This window comes from Alkalimonas delamerensis (assembly GCF_030717955.1).
In the GTDB taxonomy this organism is placed as follows: domain Bacteria; phylum Pseudomonadota; class Gammaproteobacteria; order Enterobacterales; family Alteromonadaceae; genus Alkalimonas; species Alkalimonas delamerensis.
Window position 1 is genome coordinate 168,223 of the sequence record NZ_JAUZVY010000006.1, and the last position, 18,064, is coordinate 186,286.

16 protein-coding genes are annotated in these 18,064 nt (G+C 55.0%); 5 read left to right on the plus strand and 11 right to left on the minus strand.

Annotated features, from left to right (window positions below; genetic code table 11):
- Positions 1-4: 4 nt before the first annotated feature.
- On the plus strand, positions 5-853 hold the full coding sequence (locus tag Q3O59_RS13880; RefSeq protein ID WP_305946153.1) for a co-chaperone YbbN: 849 nt from the start codon (positions 5-7) through the stop codon (positions 851-853).
- 51 nt (positions 854-904) lie between these two features.
- On the opposite strand, the gene Q3O59_RS13885 is transcribed toward Q3O59_RS13880, so the two are convergent.
- Both Q3O59_RS13885 and Q3O59_RS13890 read right to left on the minus strand, forming a co-directional pair.
- Positions 905-1,435 carry a hypothetical protein gene (locus Q3O59_RS13885; protein ID WP_305946154.1) on the minus strand — a complete coding sequence of 177 codons (531 nt, stop codon included), beginning with the start codon at positions 1,433-1,435 and terminating at the stop codon, positions 905-907.
- An 82-nt stretch (positions 1,436-1,517) separates the two neighbouring features.
- Entirely contained in the window at positions 1,518-1,904 is a 387-nt protein-coding gene (locus tag Q3O59_RS13890; protein ID WP_305946155.1) for a response regulator, read from the minus strand.
- Between the two features lie 90 nt (positions 1,905-1,994).
- On the opposite strand from Q3O59_RS13890, the gene Q3O59_RS13895 reads away from it, so the two are divergent.
- Positions 1,995-3,179, plus strand: coding sequence for a class I SAM-dependent methyltransferase (locus tag Q3O59_RS13895; RefSeq protein WP_305946156.1), 1,185 nt, complete (start codon positions 1,995-1,997; stop codon positions 3,177-3,179).
- Here the strand turns inward: Q3O59_RS13895 and yihG (Q3O59_RS13900) are convergent.
- The 3 genes from yihG (Q3O59_RS13900) to speA form a co-directional block, all read right to left on the minus strand.
- Entirely contained in the window at positions 3,176-4,111 is a 936-nt protein-coding gene (yihG, locus tag Q3O59_RS13900) for a 1-acylglycerol-3-phosphate O-acyltransferase, YihG family (protein ID WP_305946157.1), read from the minus strand. The genes Q3O59_RS13895 and yihG (Q3O59_RS13900) overlap by 4 nt on opposite strands.
- Positions 4,112-4,114: 3 nt before the next feature.
- The gene (gene yihG, locus Q3O59_RS13905) at positions 4,115-5,008 is read right to left on the minus strand and encodes a 1-acylglycerol-3-phosphate O-acyltransferase, YihG family (RefSeq protein WP_305946158.1); all 894 of its coding nucleotides are present in this window, start codon (positions 5,006-5,008) and stop codon (positions 4,115-4,117) included.
- Positions 5,009-5,092: 84 nt separating this feature from the next.
- Complete coding sequence (gene speA / locus Q3O59_RS13910; protein ID WP_305946159.1) at positions 5,093-6,979, minus strand: biosynthetic arginine decarboxylase; 1,887 nt, start codon at positions 6,977-6,979, stop codon at positions 5,093-5,095.
- Between the two features lie 240 nt (positions 6,980-7,219).
- On the opposite strand from speA, the gene speE reads away from it, so the two are divergent.
- Positions 7,220-8,086, plus strand: coding sequence for a polyamine aminopropyltransferase (speE, locus tag Q3O59_RS13915; RefSeq protein WP_305946160.1), 867 nt, complete (start codon positions 7,220-7,222; stop codon positions 8,084-8,086).
- Between the two features lie 64 nt (positions 8,087-8,150).
- Here the strand turns inward: speE and Q3O59_RS13920 are convergent, their stop codons facing one another.
- The gene (locus Q3O59_RS13920; RefSeq protein WP_305946161.1) at positions 8,151-8,801 is read right to left on the minus strand and encodes a YiaD family glycine zipper/OmpA-like lipoprotein; all 651 of its coding nucleotides are present in this window, start codon (positions 8,799-8,801) and stop codon (positions 8,151-8,153) included.
- A gap of 150 nt (positions 8,802-8,951) precedes the next feature.
- On the opposite strand from Q3O59_RS13920, the gene proB reads away from it, so the two are divergent.
- Positions 8,952-10,088, plus strand: a complete 1,137-nt coding sequence (gene proB, locus Q3O59_RS13925) for a glutamate 5-kinase (RefSeq protein ID WP_305946162.1) — start codon at positions 8,952-8,954, stop codon at positions 10,086-10,088.
- Here the strand turns inward: proB and Q3O59_RS13930 are convergent.
- Positions 10,057-12,198, minus strand: coding sequence for a DUF6351 family protein (locus tag Q3O59_RS13930; protein ID WP_305946163.1), 2,142 nt, complete (start codon positions 12,196-12,198; stop codon positions 10,057-10,059). The two genes, proB and Q3O59_RS13930, sit on opposite strands and share 32 nt — an antisense overlap.
- 286 nt (positions 12,199-12,484) lie before the next feature.
- Positions 12,485-13,828: an amino-acid N-acetyltransferase gene (argA, locus tag Q3O59_RS13935; RefSeq protein ID WP_369812395.1), complete on the minus strand. Its 1,344-nt coding sequence runs from the start codon at positions 13,826-13,828 to the stop codon at positions 12,485-12,487.
- 345 nt (positions 13,829-14,173) lie between these two features.
- Between argA and Q3O59_RS13940 the strand changes: the two genes are divergently transcribed.
- The gene (locus tag Q3O59_RS13940; RefSeq protein ID WP_305946165.1) at positions 14,174-15,325 is read left to right on the plus strand and encodes a type III PLP-dependent enzyme; all 1,152 of its coding nucleotides are present in this window, start codon (positions 14,174-14,176) and stop codon (positions 15,323-15,325) included.
- Positions 15,326-15,708: 383 nt separating this feature from the next.
- On the opposite strand, the gene Q3O59_RS13945 is transcribed toward Q3O59_RS13940, so the two are convergent.
- From Q3O59_RS13945 to Q3O59_RS13955, 3 genes are read right to left on the minus strand one after another with little or no spacing between them, the layout of a single operon-like run.
- Positions 15,709-16,857 (minus strand): glutathionylspermidine synthase family protein, encoded by a 1,149-nt coding sequence (locus tag Q3O59_RS13945; RefSeq protein ID WP_305946166.1) that lies wholly within the window; start codon positions 16,855-16,857, stop codon positions 15,709-15,711.
- Position 16,858: 1 nt separating this feature from the next.
- Positions 16,859-17,476 carry a DUF1190 domain-containing protein gene (locus Q3O59_RS13950; protein WP_305946167.1) on the minus strand — a complete coding sequence of 206 codons (618 nt, stop codon included), beginning with the start codon at positions 17,474-17,476 and terminating at the stop codon, positions 16,859-16,861.
- A gap of 9 nt (positions 17,477-17,485) precedes the next feature.
- On the minus strand, positions 17,486-17,896 hold the full coding sequence (locus Q3O59_RS13955; RefSeq protein ID WP_228592852.1) for a DUF350 domain-containing protein: 411 nt from the start codon (positions 17,894-17,896) through the stop codon (positions 17,486-17,488).
- Positions 17,897-18,064 lie beyond the last annotated feature (168 nt).

An 18,064-nucleotide genomic window follows, 5' to 3' on the forward strand; every position in this document is an offset into this window, starting at 1 on the left:
AACCGTGTCTACCAGTGTGATTTTTGATGTCAATATCGACAATGTCCGAGAGCTGCTAACAGCCTCCCAGCAGCAACCGGTGGTGTTTTTATTCTGGTCGGCGCAAAGCCAGGAATCCTTGCAACTGGATCAGCAATTGAGCCAGCGTATTGGTAAGGCCAACGGCCAGCTGCTACTGGCACGGGTCAATTGCGATGAGCAGCAGCAAATGGCGATGCAATTCGGCATTCAGGCCCTGCCCACCACCTTAATCATCAAAGATGGTCAACCGGTCGATGGTTTTGCCGGACCATTGAATGACGCTGAGTTGGACGACAAGTTAGCGGCTTACCTGCCCAAACCAGAAGACGAGCTGGTGCAGCAAGCCTTGGCGTTGTTGAGTGAGGCCAAACAGCAAGACGCCTTTCCACTGCTAAGTGAAGCCCTGCAACTGGCACCGGAGCGGCCGGACATCAAATTGCTGCTGGCCGATTGTGCGGTCGAGTTGGGCCAACTGGAGCAAGCTGAAGCTTTGCTTGCGACCGTGCTACTGCAGGATCAGAATGCTGACTTTAAAGCCGTCCAATCCAAGCTAACCCTGACTAAAGAGGCGGCCGATACCCCGGAAATTCAGGCGCTTGAAAGCGCTCTGGCCAAAGCGCCGGACGATATGCAGTTAAAGGAGCAGTTGGCAGTGCAATACCAGCAAGTCAAACGCTCGGCTGAAGCGCTGGAGCTGCTCTATGGTATTTTGCAGCAGGACTTAAACTTTTCGGAAAGCAAGAAACTGTATCTGGATATCCTGGCTGCTTTACCCAAAGGCGATGCGATTGCCAGCCAGTACCGGCGCAAGCTGTACAGCTTGTTGTATTAATGGTTTTGCTACCTGGCTTGATCACCAGGTAGCATTCAATCCGCTGTGGCGTTAAAAGCGGAAGCCCAGCTCCAGGCCTACATTGGCAGCAGATTCTGCTTTAAAGCCATCGCCTTTGTAGGCAGAGCCTGGACGTAAGTTCATCCAAAGTGCCAGGCTAACGCTATCCCAGTTATAGCCCAAACCACCGGTTAACTGCAGACCATTAAAGGTGAAGCTTCGTGCAGGACCAGATACTTTATCATTAAACAAACCGCCACCAATCCCCCACTTAAAGCCAACGCGGTTCAAGTTTGAGCCCCAGACTGCACTAAAATCCGTTGCATGCAATCTAACCGATGAAAAATTATCATGACTCATGTAAGCATAGGATGCACGACCAGCCCACTGCTTGCTGCCATCATCATGAATGGTAAAGAAAAAGCTGGCACCAAAACCACTAAAGTCATCATCGGCGCCACCTTTGTAGGATAAAACTGTCGCAGCAGAAACTGCGCTCACACTAAAATTTTTAACTTCCTCAGCCTGAGCAGCTCCCAATACGCAGAACGCTAAGACCGAAATTGTTATTTTTTGCATCATAGTAAAGCTCCCTTTTTTAAAGATGATAAAAAGCGAGCGATTTTATAAATGAAAAACACGGAAAGTCAAAGAGATTTAAATGCTACTTGAATGATTCAGACCAGATTTGACGAATACGATCCGATAAGGTCATCGGGTCGAAGGGTTTAACCACCACATCGACCGCTCCCAGGTCTTTGTAGGATTGCACTTCGTGGCTTTGCACCTTGGCCGTCATAAAGACCACCGGGATCGCACTTAAATCAAAGCGCTGTTGCAACTGGCGCAGCGTTTCTGGCCCATCCATGCCCGGCATCATCACATCCAGCAGGATCAGCTGCGGGCTAAAATCTGCGAATTGCTGCAGTGCCTGCTGGCCGCCACTGCAGCTGCAAACCTCAAAGCCACCCACAGCCTCAAGGGCAATTTTTGCGACTTGCTGAATGGAAGGATCATCTTCCACATGAAGAATTCGAACCAATTCGGTCATCGAGGGCAATTCCGGTTGAGTGCATCTTTCCAGCCACTATAATGCAGTTCTTAGCTGCAGGCAAAGCCGCCCCAATCGCAAGGACCCATTATGTCGCATCAGGCTCATTTTCTTCAGCTGCATCAGCTGCTGAGCCGTTATCAGGCCTATTGGCAACTGATGCCTTTTGCCTGCAATGCGTTGCCTTGGCAAGCGCCTGAACTTAGCAGCCGTCTGACCAGCCTGTCTGATGCAGAAGTGGCCACGCTCGACAGCGATCCAGCAGCCAGAGGTGAGTTTTTCGCCGATCTTTTTCCTGAGCTTGCCAGCATAGCGCCACTGCCTGCTTTTAGCGCGTTACGGCCAGAGCCTGAGCTACCATTTTGGCTAAGCAATGGCATTCCCGGCCGCAAAATTGGCCAAATTCAGCAATTTTGTGCGCTGGTACCAGAAAGTAATGCTGAAGTGGTGGAGTGGTGCGCAGGCAAAGGCCACTTGGGCCGGATGCTAGCTTTTAGTCAACGGCGTCAGGTGCTCAGCCTGGAGTGGCAAGAGGCCTTGTGCCAGCAAGGCCAGGCCCTGGCAGATCAGTACCAGCTACCGCAGCGCTTTGTTACCGCCGATGCACTCTCCGCACAAGGCCTGGCGATGCTGCAACCTGAACATCAGGTACTGGCGCTGCATGCCTGTGGCGAGCTGCACCTGCAACTGTTGCGCTCGGCCAGCAGCCGGGGCTGTCAGCAACTGCAACTGGTACCTTGCTGCTACCATTTGATCCCGACACCACGGTATCAACCTCTCAGTCAGCTGGCGCAGCAGCACGATCTGGTGTTGAGCCAGCACGATTTAAAGCTGGCGGTACAAGGCCAGGTCACTGCCGGTGCCCGCATTGCCAGGCTCAGGCAGCAGGAAGTGGAGTGGCGTTTAAGCTGGCAGGCACTGCGGGCAACACTGACCGGTGATGCAACTTACCGACCACTGGCCTCGGTCAGCAAACAGATTTTTAGCCAACAGTTTAAAGACTTTGCTGCCTGGGCCGCGCAGCAGCATCAACTGACGCTGCCAGGTGATCTGGATTTCTCCCGCTTTCTGGAGCAAGGGCGCCAACATGCCCGACTGGTACGCCGCATTGAGCTGGTCCGGCATCTGTTTCAGCGGCCGCTGGAACTCTGGCTGCTGTTCGACAGAGCCTTGTTCTTAGAGCAACAAGGCTATCAAGTGGAGGTAGGGACTTTCTGTGAGATGACGCAAACACCGCGAAATTTGATGCTGCGCGCCGAACGACTGAAGCCTTAACCGGAGCCGGCGCGCGACTCGGCCAGCGTAGTTAAGCACTGACCCGAGCGATGAAAGTCGGTGATCAACTGGTCTTTACGCTGCCAGCGCTGGTTGAGCCACTGCTGGAACTGCTGACGAAAGGCCTCGTCATGAAAATAATCACCGATTAGCTGCTCGGTAACCGGCAAGCGCTCGACCTGCAGCACCACCCGCTTTAACTTACCGGATAGCATCGCCAGCACGATGTGCTTCGGATTGTCGGGGTAAATCAGGGTTACATCGAGGATGGCATCAAACTGCTCGCCCATGCTGGCCAGGGTGAAGGCTATGCCTCCGGCTTTAGGTGGCAGCAAATGTGTAAACGGACTTTGCTTTTGCTGCTGTTTGGCTTTGCTGCAGCGGGTGCCTTCAACAAAGTTGATGATGGTGGTCGGCTGGTGGCGGAACTTCTCACAGCTACGTTTGGTGCTGTCGATATCCTGCCCTTTCAGCTCCGGATGCTTGGCCAGGTAGGCCTGGCTGTAACGCTTCATAAAAGGCATATCCAATGCCCAAGCGCCAATGCCGACAAAAGGCACCCAGCGCAGCTCTTCTTTTAAGAAAAACTTCGGCAGCGGCATCCGGCCATGGGTAAATTGCATTAATAACACCACATCCAGCCAGCTTTGATGGTTGGCAATCATCAGATACCATTGCTCGTGACTGAGGCCTTCTGCTGGCAGCTGCTCCTGCCAATCCAGATTATTTACCAGCTTGATTAAAAAAGTATTGATGCCAATCCACTGATGGTAGCAGCCGTGCACGACCTTGCCACAAAAGCGCTGCCAGGGTGCCAGCGGCAGCAAACGCAGCAGACTGAGCACCAGCACAATGCTCCCCCAGAACGCCAGATTTAAGGCGAACAAAGCAAAACTGATGGGGGCCAGTACCCAGGCTGGTAAGGTCGACATGACTCAGGGCTCCTGCTTTGCGGCCATTTGCTGCAATTGCTGATCTTTGTACTGCCAGAGTTCATTGACCCATTGCTGAAAAGAAGCGCGAAACGCGGGGTCCTGATAGTCTCCGAGCAGCTGCTCGGTAATGGGCAATACCCGTACCTGCACCCTTATAGCATGAACGGCGCCGGAAATGTAATCCCAGAAAGTCGGGATCCGCTCCGGGTAATGAATGGTGACATCAAGAATTTTATGCAGTTGCTGGCCCATAGCGCCCAGCACAAAAGCCACGCCACCGGCTTTAGGCTTCAGCAAATGCTGATAGGGCGATTGCTGTTTGTCGTGTTTCCCCTTGGTAAAGCGGGTGCCTTCGACAAAGTTCATCACCGTCACCGGCTTAAAGCGGAATTTAGCGCAGGCCTTGCGGGTGGTTTCGATGTCTTTGCCCTGCAGCTCTGGTTTTCTTGCCAACTCGGCCTTGCTGTAGCGCTTCATAAAAGGGAAATCCAGCGCCCACCAGGCCAGCCCCATAAAGGGCACGTACAGCAGCTCTTTTTTCAGGAAAAACTTCAGAAAAGGAATACGGCGATTAAACAGGTTCTGCAGCACCAGAATATCGGCCCAGGATTGATGGTTGGCCAACAGCAAGTACCAGTCTTTGCGCGACAGTGCCTCCAGCCCTTCCACCTGCCAGTCAATGCGGGTAAACAGGCGGGTAGTGACATTGTTCATGCTGATCCAGGCCACTGCAATGGCATCCAGCAGATAGGTCAGCCAGGCCTGCCAGCGCTTGAGCGGCAGCAGTTTTAACACCGCCAACAGCATCAGCGGCAAAAACCAGAACAGGGTATTGATGGCATAAAGCAACAAAGCCAGCACGCCACGCACCGCCTTTGGTAAAAAGTACAGCATGATTCACCTTTACGTGCAGTCGGTTGGCACAGCGCTCGATGCAACCGGCCAACCGACACTGATCGGATCAGTGCTTAGTGTACCTTAATCTTCAAAGTAGGTGTATCCATTGACACCGGCTTTCAGCTCTTCCAACAGCGCGGCACGCTGCTCTGCTGGGATGTCCAGCGTTTCCAGCTGATCGCTGTACGACTGGATCAGCTTGTTGGCATCAAAGTGCACATAGCGCAGCACATCAGCCACGGTATCGCCCTTGATGGCGTTGGTCAATTTGTAACCGCCATCGTCGGTCAGCTCCACATGCACAGAGTCGGTATCACCAAACAGGTTGTGCAAATCGCCCAGGATTTCCTGGTAGGCACCCACCATAAACATGCCCAGCAGGTACTGCTCGTCCTCTTTGTACACCGGCATCGGCAAGCTGCTTTCGATGCCATTGCCATCGGCGTAGCTTTTGAGCATGCCGTCGGAGTCGCAGGTGATGTCCTGAATGATGCAGCGGTGATCCAGCGGCTCGTGCATCCGCTCCAGCGGCATCACCGGAAACAGCTGATCAATGCCCCAGGCATCGGGCATCGATTGAAACAGCGAGAAGTTGACAAACAGCTTGTCGGCCAGCTTTTCATTCAACTCGTCGTGAATGGCGCGGTGCGAGCGCGAACTTAAATCCAGGTTATCCCGTACCCGGTTGATGGTGGCAAAGTAAATTTGCTCCAGCAAGGACCAGTCCTGCAGACTGAGCAAGCCATGCACATACTGGGTATGGGCATCGCTGAAATAATGCACCGCATCGTGATAAGCCTCGACCGCTGTGCGTGGCGTGACATTGGTGTAGGCATCCCACAGCCCCAGCACCACCGATGGCGCATCCTCACCCGGCTCCGGCAGGTACTTCAGCCCCGGCGCCCGCTCAATATCAATGGCATCGGTCACCAGCACCGCATGGTGCGCGGTCATCGCCCGGCCGGATTCGGAAATAATGTTTGGATGCGGCAAGTCGTACTCATCGCAAACTTCTTTTAACCCATTGACCACATTGCGGGCATACTCGTGCATGGTGTAGTTCATCGAGCAGGTCGAGCGTGAGCGCGAGCCTTCGTAATCCACCCCCAGGCCACCGCCCACATCGACGGTATCAATCGGCACCCCCAAGGTGCGCAGCTCGGCGTAGTGGCGGGCACACTCACGAATGGCATTGTGGATATCGCGAATGTTGGCAATTTGCGAGCCGATATGAAAATGCACCAACTGCAGCAAGTCGAGCTTGCCAGCTTCTTTGAGCACCTCAATGGCCTGCAGCACCTGGGTAGCGGTGAGGCCAAATTTGCCTTTCTCGCCACCGGTGTTTTGCCACTTGCCTTTGCCAATGGAGTTCAGCTTGATGCGAATGCCAATGTAAGGCGCTGCGCCCAGCTGGTCGATTTCACGCAGCAGGGTTTTTAGCTCCGACAGCTTTTCCACCACGATGTAGACCTTATGACCCATCATCTGGCCAATGGTCGCCAACCGCAGAAACTCACTGTCTTTGTAGCCATTGCAGACAATGCTCAGAGGCTTGTCGGACACCCCAAGAATGGCCATCAGCTCTGGTTTACTGCCGGCCTCCAGCCCCACGGTGCCACTGTCGTGACTGAGCAGTTTCTTCACCACCGAGTACTGCTGGTTCACCTTGATCGGATAAACAGCGGTGTACTGACCCAGGTACTCTTTTTCCTGCTTGGCCTTTTGAAAAGCGGTGATAAGGGAATCGATACGGTGCTGCAAAATATCGGTAAAGCGCACCAGCACCGGCAAGGTCAGGCCTTCATCTTTGAAGCGCTGCACCAGCTCCGGAAAGTGAATACCAGGCTTGCAATGATCCTGATCGGGGTAGGCCACCAACTCTCCTTTGGAGTTGATGTCAAAGTACCCTTCACTCCAGGTAGCGACATTGTAGATGGAACGTGCTTTTTCGGTACCCCAGTCAATCATGGTGGATCCTTATCCTGTCATCACAGCAGAAAAAAGAAAGCGAATGCTGTATGGCACAGTATTCGCGGCAATAGTTCTATTTTAAGCGCTATCACGGCCAGTTGCAGCAAAATGCGATCAAAAATTTGTCTGAAAGGCGCAATGCAGGCAAAATAACGGCCCTAAAATGCAATGCAGCCGATACACCACTGCCCAATCGCGAGCCTGAGCTCAGGATGGGAACAAACAAAGGGGACGACAATGTCTGGTCTGGATACACAACAATGGTTTACCGAAGTCTTTGAGCCCAGTGGCAGTGCCTTTGGCCTGGCCATTACCGCCAAGCTGGATGAAGTGCAATCGCCGTTCCAGCACATTGAAATTTATGACACCACCCACTTTGGCAAATTGATGGTGATTGACGGCTGCACCATGGTCAGCACCCGTGAGAATTTCCTCTACCACGAAATGATGAGCCACCCGGCACTGTTCACCCACCCAAGCCCAAAAAATGTGGTAATCATCGGCGGTGGCGACTGCGGCACCCTGCGCGAAGTGTTAAAGCATCCGGGCGTGGAAAGCGTGCACCAAATCGACATCGACGAGCAGGTCACCCGGATGGCCGAGAAGCACTTTCCCGAGCTTTGTGCTTCCAACAATGACCCGCGTGCCACCATCTTATTTGACGATGGCATTAAATTTATGCGCGAAGCTGCAGCAGAATCGATTGATGTGGTCATTGTCGACTCGACCGATCCGGTCGGGCCGGGTGAAGGCTTGTTTAACCGCGCCTTTTACCAAAGCTGTCTGAATGCACTGCGCCCGGGCGGTATTCTGGTGCAACAGAGCGAGTCGCCTCTGATTCACCTGCAGCTGTTGACCGATATGCGCCAGGCCATGCTGGATGCCGGCTTTGCAGCACTGCAGACGCTGAATTTCCCGCAGATGATTTACCCATCCGGCTGGTGGACCTGCACCCTGGCACGGAAAGGCGAAGGGTTTGACGGCTTCCGCGAAGCCGATGCGGCTGCAGCCGAGCTGAATACCGACTACTACAATGTCGACATTCACAAAGCAGCGATGGCATTGCCCAACTTTGTACAAAAGGCTTTTGCCGGGCAAAAGTAAGGGGTTCGACCCCAGTCGCCCCACAAAAAAACCTGCCGCGGCAGGTTTTTTTGTGGTTCAGGCATTAGCCTTCGGTCACCGGCTCGATATGAATTTCCACCCGGCGGTTCAGTGCCCGGTTGGCTTCCGAGGTATTGGGTACCATCGGGTAGGTCGGACCAAAACCCTGGGTTTCCATCCGGATGGGCAACACACCCTGCGCCGCCAGATAACTGCTGACACTTTCCGCCCGCTGCAAGGATAAACGCATGTTGAAATCGTACGGCCCGGTATCGTCGGTATGGCCGGAGATAATCAGCATGGTTTTATCGTAATTGCTGAGTACCCGGGCAATGTCGTTCAGCACCGGATACAGCTGGGGCTGGATATCCGCCCGGTTAATGGCAAAGGTCAACTGAGAAGGGATTTCCAACCGCAAGTTGTCGCCTTCACGATGCACCTGGACGCCAGTACCACTTAACTCTTCGCGCAGCGCTTTTTCCTGGTTGTCCATGTAGCTGCCCACAGCCGCACCGGCCAGGGCACCAACAGCTGCACCAATCACCATCCGTTTGTTGCTGCGGTTGGCGGTGGCCTTGCCGGCAATCGCGCCAGCCACAGCACCAATGGCAGCGCCACGGGCGGTATTTTGGTTGTCGGTACTGGCACAACCCACCAGGCCGCCCATCGAGACGCTGCCAGCCAATACGCCAATCATTACAAGCTTTGACTTCATCTACTTAAACTCCTTTGACTTATAATGAACAGCATAATCCCACAAGCTGAACTATGGCTGAACTATTTTTTCATCGGGCCACCAAAATAAATAGACATATGGCCATCCAAAATTATAATCAGAGCACAATTTCAACAATGAGCAATGGCTATGTTGGGGCAGACCTGGCGGCGTTTGGTGTTAAAAGTAGGCAGTGCGTTAATCGCACCGGAGGGCAAAGGGTGCTCGACTCGCTATTTACTAACCCTGGCGCGCTTTATCAGCGAGTGCCGAACCAGAGGCATCGAAGTGGTGCTGGTTTCATCCGGCAGTGTGGCGGCCGGGCGCAGCGCCATTGCGTTTTCCCATCAGCCGTTGCCTATTCCGGTGAAACAAGCCATGGCCTCGGTGGGCCAGTACCAGATGATGCAGCTGTGGCAAAACCTGCTCGATTGCCACTGTGGTCAGCTGCTATTAACCCACGACGATTTTCACAACCGCCGTCGCTACCTGAACATTGAAAATACGCTACGCACCCTGTTGGCGCATCAGGTGCTGCCGATTATCAATGAAAACGACAGTGTCGCCACCGCCGAGTTAAAACTGGGCGATAACGACAACCTGGCCGCGCTGGTGGCCACTGCTGTCGATGCCGATGTGCTAATTATTTGCTCCGACATTGATGGCCTCTACAGCGCCAACCCACGCAGCAATCCAGCGGCGCAGTTTATTGCCGAGGTAGAGCGTATTACGCCGGAGATTTTCGCCATGGCCGGTGGCAGCCATCACAGTGTCGGCACCGGCGGCATGGTGACCAAGCTGCAGGCGGCGCAAAAAGCGGCGCAGCAAGGCATTGATACCCTGATCGTCAATGGCCAGAAAGCCGCTGTCTTTGAAGCTCTGCTCGAAGGCAAAACGGCTGGCACCTTGTTTCAGCGCCAGCAGGAACGGCTCAGTGCCAAGAAACACTGGTTGCTGCATGGTTTAACAAGTCAGGGCCAGATCCAGCTGGACGCTGGTGCGGTGACAGCGCTGCAGCAACAGGGCGCTTCCTTGCTGGCCAAAGGGATAACCGCCGTGACCGGAGACTTTGATAAAGGCGAGGCGGTATTGGTGTGCGACCCGGCTGGTCAGCCCTTTGCCAAAGGCATCTGCCAGTACCCGGCCTCTGAATTGGCACGGATTAAAGGCCTGCACAGTCAGCAAATCACCGCCACCCTGGGCTATTGCCCGCGTGAAGAGGTGATTCACCGCGACGATCTGGTGCTGCTGTCGGTCAGTGAAGCCAGGGCTCAATCGGGCTGCTGATGCCTTCGTCATGCCAGTCCGGCGGATACCCCAAATCCGGCTGCTGGTAATCGCAGAGCCCATCCGGGAAAATTTGCTTCAGTTCAGCCAGCCAGGGCGTCATGTCCACCCTGCCAAAATCACCACGCGCTATCGCCTGCTGCACCGGGATCAAGGCACATTGCAGCAGTAGGCCATGGCTTGGCGCCCCGGCTTGCTGGCGGCTGTTGCTAAGAGCCGGGTAAATCTGCTGGCATGCACCGGCCGAAGCCCAGACATCATCGCCCTGTGCCAACACCTTGCCATCCCCGGCAAAGCAGCGATCCGACACCGAAGCCGGTGCTTCACCATGGCGAACCCAGTCCACCACCGCCGCAAAGGCTTCCCGCTCAGGCGTGTAATCGGGGTGGCTGACCCAGATCCGCTGCCAATGATCATTGCCGCGCTGTTGCAGCCGCTCGCGCGCCATAAACGAAGGTTGCAGATGATGCATATCCAGCACCGGATCCAGGTAATGGCGCAAATCCACCACCGGAATAGCCAGCTCACCAATAAAAAGCTGACCATAGCGATAGGCCCGCTCAATCGCCTCCCTGTTGGCCCGGTAACGCGGTGCCACCGCCAGACCGCTGTCAGTAACCCTGGGCTCCGTCATGTTGTGACGACCAAAGGCACTGAGCCAAATCGGCGTATCCAGTCGAGGAATAAAGCGGCCGCGCTCCGCTTGCATCCGGTGCTGCGGCAGCCAGCTGCCAATGCGGGCATTTAGTGCAATAAACTGCTCCGGGCTGATCTGACCGGCACGAAGTGCCAGCAAGCCATAGGGTACGCCAACATTGTCCCATAAGCTGTGGGCAAAGCCGTGTTCATCGCGGCCATAAATATCAACCAGATCTTCCCAGTAGCTCCAATGCTGCTGTTGCAGCAACTCCGGAGCCACGAAAGGTCGCAAGCGCCCCTGCCTCGGGTTGTGCACCACCGACGACAAACCAAACCAGGCATTGATGCACTGCGTGGCCCCTTGCATCGGGGTTGGCTTCAGGCCAGCCAGCAATTGGGCTGCGCTGATGGCATTGCGATGCCGTACCTGCTGATCCGGTACCGTGCTCAAACCTTCCAGCCACTGCCGGTGTTGCCAGGGTTGCCAGAAGGCCTTGTCTTCGGCGGTAAAGTAGTAGTAGTTGTGCAGCAAGTCGCAATCGAGCGCGTAGATCACCTGGCTTAGCATATCCGGATAGCTGTACTGGGCGATAGCTGCATCCAGCAGGCCCGGGGTATTTTGTGCCAGCAGGTATTGCGCAATACCCCCACCAGAACCGCCAATGCCAATGGTCATTTCCGGCTCGCCGTAGAGACTGATAAAGTGCTGCTTCAGCTGACGAGCCACTTCTTCGGCCCGCAGAAAATGGTAGCTGTGACTGGTGCGATTGGCGCTGCTACTAATCACCGCATAGCCCTGACGAAGCTGCGCCGAGCGGCGCTGCACCATGCGTTCAATCCGCAGGTCACCCTGACGAAAACCAATACCCACCCCACCATGAAACTGGTAAATCAGCTTTTGATTCCACTGGCTTTGGCCGGTGCGCAGCGGGTACTCCTTTGCCGTCACTGGCATCACCACCAGGTAGAAATAGCGCTGTATGGTGCCGAGCTCAACCCGCAGCAGCAGCTCACCAGCGGCCAAATCACCGCCCTGATACGGCAGGACGCTGCCATCAACGCCCAGCCGGTACCAGAGCAAACGGCTGGGGTGCAGGCAGTCCTTGCTGTAACCGAGCAAGGTATCATCGTCGGCATAAATCGCCACGCCATAGCCCTGCTCGTTGTCAACCAGCGGTGGCTCAATGCCCATGCGGTGCCAGCCGCAGTAAAAGGGGTATTGCTTGGGGCCAGAAAAAAGCGGGGTGGACGGGCCGACATCGCCCAGCGGGACAGGGTAAGGATAAAGATCAGCTGGCCGTTCGGTGCGAGCAATAAAATCAGTCACCGCCAGCAAGCTGCCGGCACGCTCTGGGGGGATCGCCAGCACCGGGTGGGGTTCAAACAAGCTCTGTGGGATCTCGCTGCGTGGCCAGAAAAACACCAGCACCAACACCAGAGCTAGCAGCAATAACCATTTCAGCAAACGCACAGCCACCTCCTTTTTTAGTAAGGATAGCAAGGCGTTTGACGGCTAGTGCTCTTTCCAGTTCATTATGACGGATTCAGTCGGAATTAAAACACCCTCAGGCTAGGCGCTTGTTTGCAGGTCTAGTGGTGCTAAATCAAAAACAAGCAACAACGTCTGAGGGTGTTTTAAACCGACCCTACGGGCGAGCGCCAGGACTTCCAATGCGGCGTTAGCTCGTTTCGACAGAGCACCACTATGCCTTCAACGAGCTGCCTTGCCTTGAAAGCCCTGGCACTCGCTGAACCGGTCATAATGAACTGGAAAGAGCACTGCTTAGTGCCAGCGCCAAAATTTTTGATTTGCGCTGGTAATTGTACAGCTGCTTCTTTTGCGCCGGCAGATCATCCACCGTCGCCAGCTCAAAACCATGCTCCAGAAACCAGTGAATGCTGCGGGTGGTCAGTGCGAACAGGGTATGATAACGCTGCTGTTTAGCGCGCTGAATCACGTATTTCAGCAAGACACTGCCCCTGTCAGCATCGCGGTAATCCGGGTGCACCGCCACGCAGGCGAATTCGCCGACCAGCTCATCGGCGAAGGGGTAGAGCGCCGCACAGCCAATCACCAGACCTTCTCTTTCAATCAGCACAAAGTGGTCGATTTCCATTTCGAGCTGCTCACGCGAGCGCCGTACCAGCAAGCCCTGCTGCTCCAGTGGCCGGATCAAATCCAGAATGCCACCAATGTCGGCAATGGTGGCCGGGCGCAGCTTTTCCGCCGACTCATTGACCATTTGGGTACCAATGCCATCGCGGGAGAACAGTTCCTGCAGCAAGGCACCATCGGCTGTATGGCTGATCAAATGGCAACGGGGCACACCGGCCCGGCAGGCACTGATGGCGGCATGCAAAAACGCCAGACTGGCCGCGCAGCAGCAGTCTTCCTGTTCCAACCGCTGCATGATCTGCTCAGCATCTTTTGGCAAAAGCTCAGGAATAATCTGGCCATCTTCGGCCAAAATGCCGCCATCGGCACTAAAACCTATCATTTTGTCCGCTTTGAGCTTAATGGCAACCTGGGTGGCGATCTCTTCGGCCGTCAGGTTGAAGCTCTCGCCTGTGACGGAAGCCGCGATCGGTCCCATCAACACCATGCCATTGCTATCGAGCTGACGGCGAATGCCCTGCACATCGATACGCCGCACCCGGCCGCTGTGGCAATAATCAATGCCTTCATCCACGCCCAGCGGCTGAGCAATGACAAAGTTGCCACTGACCACGTTGATTTGTGCGCCCTGCATTGGCGTATTGCTCAAACTCATCGACAGCCGGGCGGTGATATCCAGCTGCAGCGCACCGGCCACTTGCTTGATCAGCTGAAAGGTATCGTCATCGGTAATCCGCACCCGCTTGTGGTAGCTGGCGTCCAAACCAGCCTGCTGCAGTGCCTGATTGATTTGCGGCCTGGCACCATACACCAGTACCATTTTGATACCCAGGCTGTTTAGCAGCGCAATGTCATTGATAATGCTGCGAAATCCCGGCTGAGCAATGGCTTCGCCCCCCAGCATCACCACAAAGGTTTTGCCACGGTGAGCATTGACGTAAGGAGCAGACTGGCGAAAACCAGCGACAAGTTCAGTAGTACGCACCTTGGCAAAATCCTTCATCGGTTGAACACCCAGGCTGATGCAACACCACTGTATGAAAACATCATGACAGCCGGATGAATCAGAGAAGAATAATTATACGGAAAAACAGGATAAATAATCAACAAATATTCATCCAAACTGAAATCATAAATGAAAGTTGATATAAATCAGAATCTTACCAGCGCACCTGTTCACTTCTTACATTTGCCGTGGATTTTTATCTAAAAAGATTGCATTTTCATTCTTTTGCTTCATAATGCGCGCGCAGCTCAAAACCTGAGCACCCAAGCACCGATCAGCCTGCCCTGATCTTGTCTTTTGACCCGGATACGAATGAGGTCAAACATGCAGCACAACACCCACACACCTGTCGATTACCGTGATCTGGTCGCCCGCCATGGCTCTCCGCTGTTGGTGCTGGATGGCGACGCCGTCCGCCAACAATACCGCGCTTTAACTGCAGCCCTGCCTGGCGTCGAGCTGCACTATGCGTTAAAACCGCTGCCACACCCGGCGGTGGTGGCGATTTTGCAACAAGAAGGCGGCCGTTTCGATCTGGCCACCAATGGCGAAGTCGACCTGGTCCGTGAGCAAGGCGTCAACCCACAGCATTGCATTCACAGCCACCCGATCAAGCGCGACAGCGATATTCGCTATGCGCTGGAGTTTGGCTGCACGGTTTTTGTGGTCGACAACCCGGTGGAGCTGGCCAAATTTGTGCCTTATGCCGACCAGACCCAGTTGCTGCTGCGATTGAGCTTCCCGAACCCGGATACCAAGGTGGATTTGTCGAAAAAATTCGGCTGCCGGCCAGAGCAAGCGCTGGGCTTATTGCAACAAGCCAAGGCGCTGGGCCTGAATGTGATGGGGCTGTCGTTTCATGTTGGCTCGCAGGCGGTATCACCCAAGCGCCATGTTGCAGCCATTGAACAATGCCTGCAAGTGTTTCAACAGGCTGAAGCTGCTGGCTTGCCACTGCACTGGCTGGATATCGGTGGCGGCTTCCCGGTGTCGTACCTGGATCAGGTGAGCCCGATTGAGCAGTATTGTGCGCCCATTCGCCAGGCGCTGGCCAAATTCCCGGCTGCGGTGCGGTTGATGGCCGAGCCAGGTCGCTTTATCAGTGCACCGGCGATGACGTCGGTCGCTTCGGTGATGGGTGTGGCCGAGCGAGGCGATCAATGCTGGTATTATCTGGATGATGGGGTTTATGGGGCTTACTCGGGCCAGATTTTTGATCACACAATCTACCCATTGGCGGTGCCGTACAATGAAGGCCCAACCGTTAACAGCGTGCTGGCTGGCCCCACCTGCGACAGCATCGATGTGATCCGCGAAAACATCCAGCTACCGCGGCTGGCAGTGGGTGATCTGGTGATTGGCCGCATGATGGGCGCCTACACCTGGGCTTCAGCCACCGAGTTTAACTTCTTTCGCAAAGCGGAGATTTTGGTACTCAATGGGGCTGAGCCTTGCCGCTTGGCGGTAGTCGCCTGATAGCCACAGCACCGCTCTAAACAATCAAGCCAGCGTCATGCTGGCTTGAATGTATACCCAAGTGACCTCAAGATGCGAGTTTCAGAGCCTTTGGGCGCTTTCCATCCTCAGGTTCGCGAAACGGTATATCCCTATACCCGCTTTCAATGTAAGGCACACTGGCGACGCAATGTCGACCACCTTGCTAGCCAGGGTAACACCGCAGTGGAAGCGCCCAGAGGCTCCCGCAGGGCGGGGCTAAAAGCGCTTTATGCCGCGTTAGCTGTTGTCGATTTGGAACCACCAAAGCTTCCAACAACTGCCTTGCCTAAAGCGCTTTTATCTCCCGCTGAAGCCTGCATCTTGAGGTCACTTGGGTATATATCAAAGGCTGCAGAGCTCCATCAATCCAAAATAATATGCGGCAAAAACCGCGAGCTGTCTTTGGTGATCAGGCTGTTGTCCTCACGAATGCCAATGCCGGCGGCGCTGTCACCCACCACCCAGCTGCCGATTAAGCTGTAGTTGCCGTCAAAGATCGGTAATGGCTGCAGCCGTTGGCGAATAAAGGGGGCGTCCTGATAAGGGCCGGATTCGCTTAAGCGCTTGCCATCGGCAGTGACCAGCTCAATATTAGCCCCTTCGCGCGAGAACAGCGGCTTGCGCAGCCAGCCTTTGTCCAGCGCACTGCCGTTATCAAAGTGGCTTTCCAGTAAGTTCGGATGGCCGGGGTGCTTTTGCCACAGCAGCGGCAAAATGCCTTTATTCGATAACAACAATTTCCACAGCGGCTCCAGCCAGAGGGTCTGGGAGGTTTTTACCTGCTCAGCAAAGGCTTCTTCCAGCAGAAACTCCCAGGGGTAGAGCTTAAACAAGCCGGTAATGGGCTCGCCTTGCAGATCGTAGTACTGACCATCCAGGCTACCGATGTCTTCCAGCGCGATGTAGCGGCCATCGACGCCACTTTGGGTGGCGATATCCAGCAGGTAATCAACAGTGCCTTTGTCTTCGATGCTTTCGCGCACGCTGGTAAAATGAAACGGCTGTGGCAGCGCCAGGTTGGCAAAGGCCTGCTCCAGTTTATCCTGCAGTGAATTGAACTGATCAGCGCCCGCCGGCAGTTCACCCCGCATCAATTGGTCTTCCAGCCAGACCCACTGAAAAAAGCCGGTTTCGTACAAGGAGGTCGGGGTATCGTAGTTCAGCTCCAGCAGTTTGGCCGGGCCGCTGCCGTCGTACACCAGATCCATCCGGCCATAGAGATGCGGATCACCGCGCCGCCAGGATTCGGCCAGGGCATCGCGGTAGTCTGCTGGAATAGCCAGCTGATCCAGCTTTTGTTCATCGGCCAGAATATCCGGGATCAAGTCCAGCGCCATCGCATGCAGCTGTTCGGTCACATCCTCCAGATCCTGCTCAATCTGGCGCAGACTGAACTGGTAGTAGGCGCTTTCATCCCAATAGGGCTCACCATCAATGGTGTGAAACTGAAAACCCAGGCTTTCGGCATAGGCTTGCCAGCCCGGGCGCGGGGTACTGTGCACACGCTTCATGTTAGCTGCCGTAACTGCGCTGACGACGGGCATCGCGGCGCATCGCTTCTTGCCGCGCTGCTGCCTGCTGGCCAAAACCACCGCGGCGCACCAATTGTGCCCGTTGCGGCTGCACCGCCGAAGGTCGGACTCGAGCCACCCCCGGCTGACTGGCTACCGCCTGGTTGCTGGCCGTTCGAAAGGTGGAGCGATCATCGCGCGACTTGTACAAAGGCTGAGTCGGCACCGCCGGACGGCTGCCGCCAGCAGCTTGCTGCGTGGGCTGTGCCTGCCCGCCAGCCAGATTGCCGCGGTTGAGCATCTGGCCCGCCATATAGCCCATCATCATTGGCATAAAGAAGCTGCCGCTTTGATGACGCTCGGGCGCGGTCTCACACTGGCCAGCCCCAAAATCGGCCTCGCACTCCAATTGATTCTGATAACGTGGTGCCATCTGAGTATGCATGGCCTGCGCCTGCTCAAACTCGGCCTGACACGCTGCCGGTGGATGATAAAAGGCGGCGCATTCATCCACATCATGGAACACATGCACTTCCTGCTCTTGTTCACCACAGCCAGCCAACAGCAAGGTAGCGGCCGGGGCCATCAGGATTAAAGCGGCTTTTTTACTGCGTTTCATGGCGCCTCCTTAGTAACTCATGCTGGCTGCGTTCAAGATGCCAACAGCGATGGAACAGGCTGCTGAAAAAATGCCAGCCGCCAACTCCCCCTGTCGAATACGATTGGGCAGCTGCTTCAGGGTCAGCTTCACCACAAAGAAGGTCAGCACCTGTACCAAGAGCGCAACCGCACCCCAGATGGCGCAGTCCAATAACGACATGGAATGGGTGATGGCACTGGACAACGGGATGGAAAAACCAATCAAGGCACCACCAAAAGCCACCGCTGCCGCACTGTTGTCGGCCCGAATCAAATCAAACTCATGATGGGGCGTGACCCAGCTGTAAATACGAGCAAAGCAGAGCAGCAACAAGGCTGCCAAGGCAAAATACACCGCAAAATAGGGCACACCGGCCAGTGAGATCCAAACAGTTTCCATGCGAAGGCTCCGGTTTAAGGCAAAAATTGCTGCTGATCCTGACGAAAAATGCCGCTGAAGACAAGCCTTTTAGCCACCAGCTGCATTTAACCGCGTCGGCATCGGCATAAATCGCGTTGCCCTTTACATGGGGCCTGAACTTTATACACTGAAGGTTGCGTTGCCATG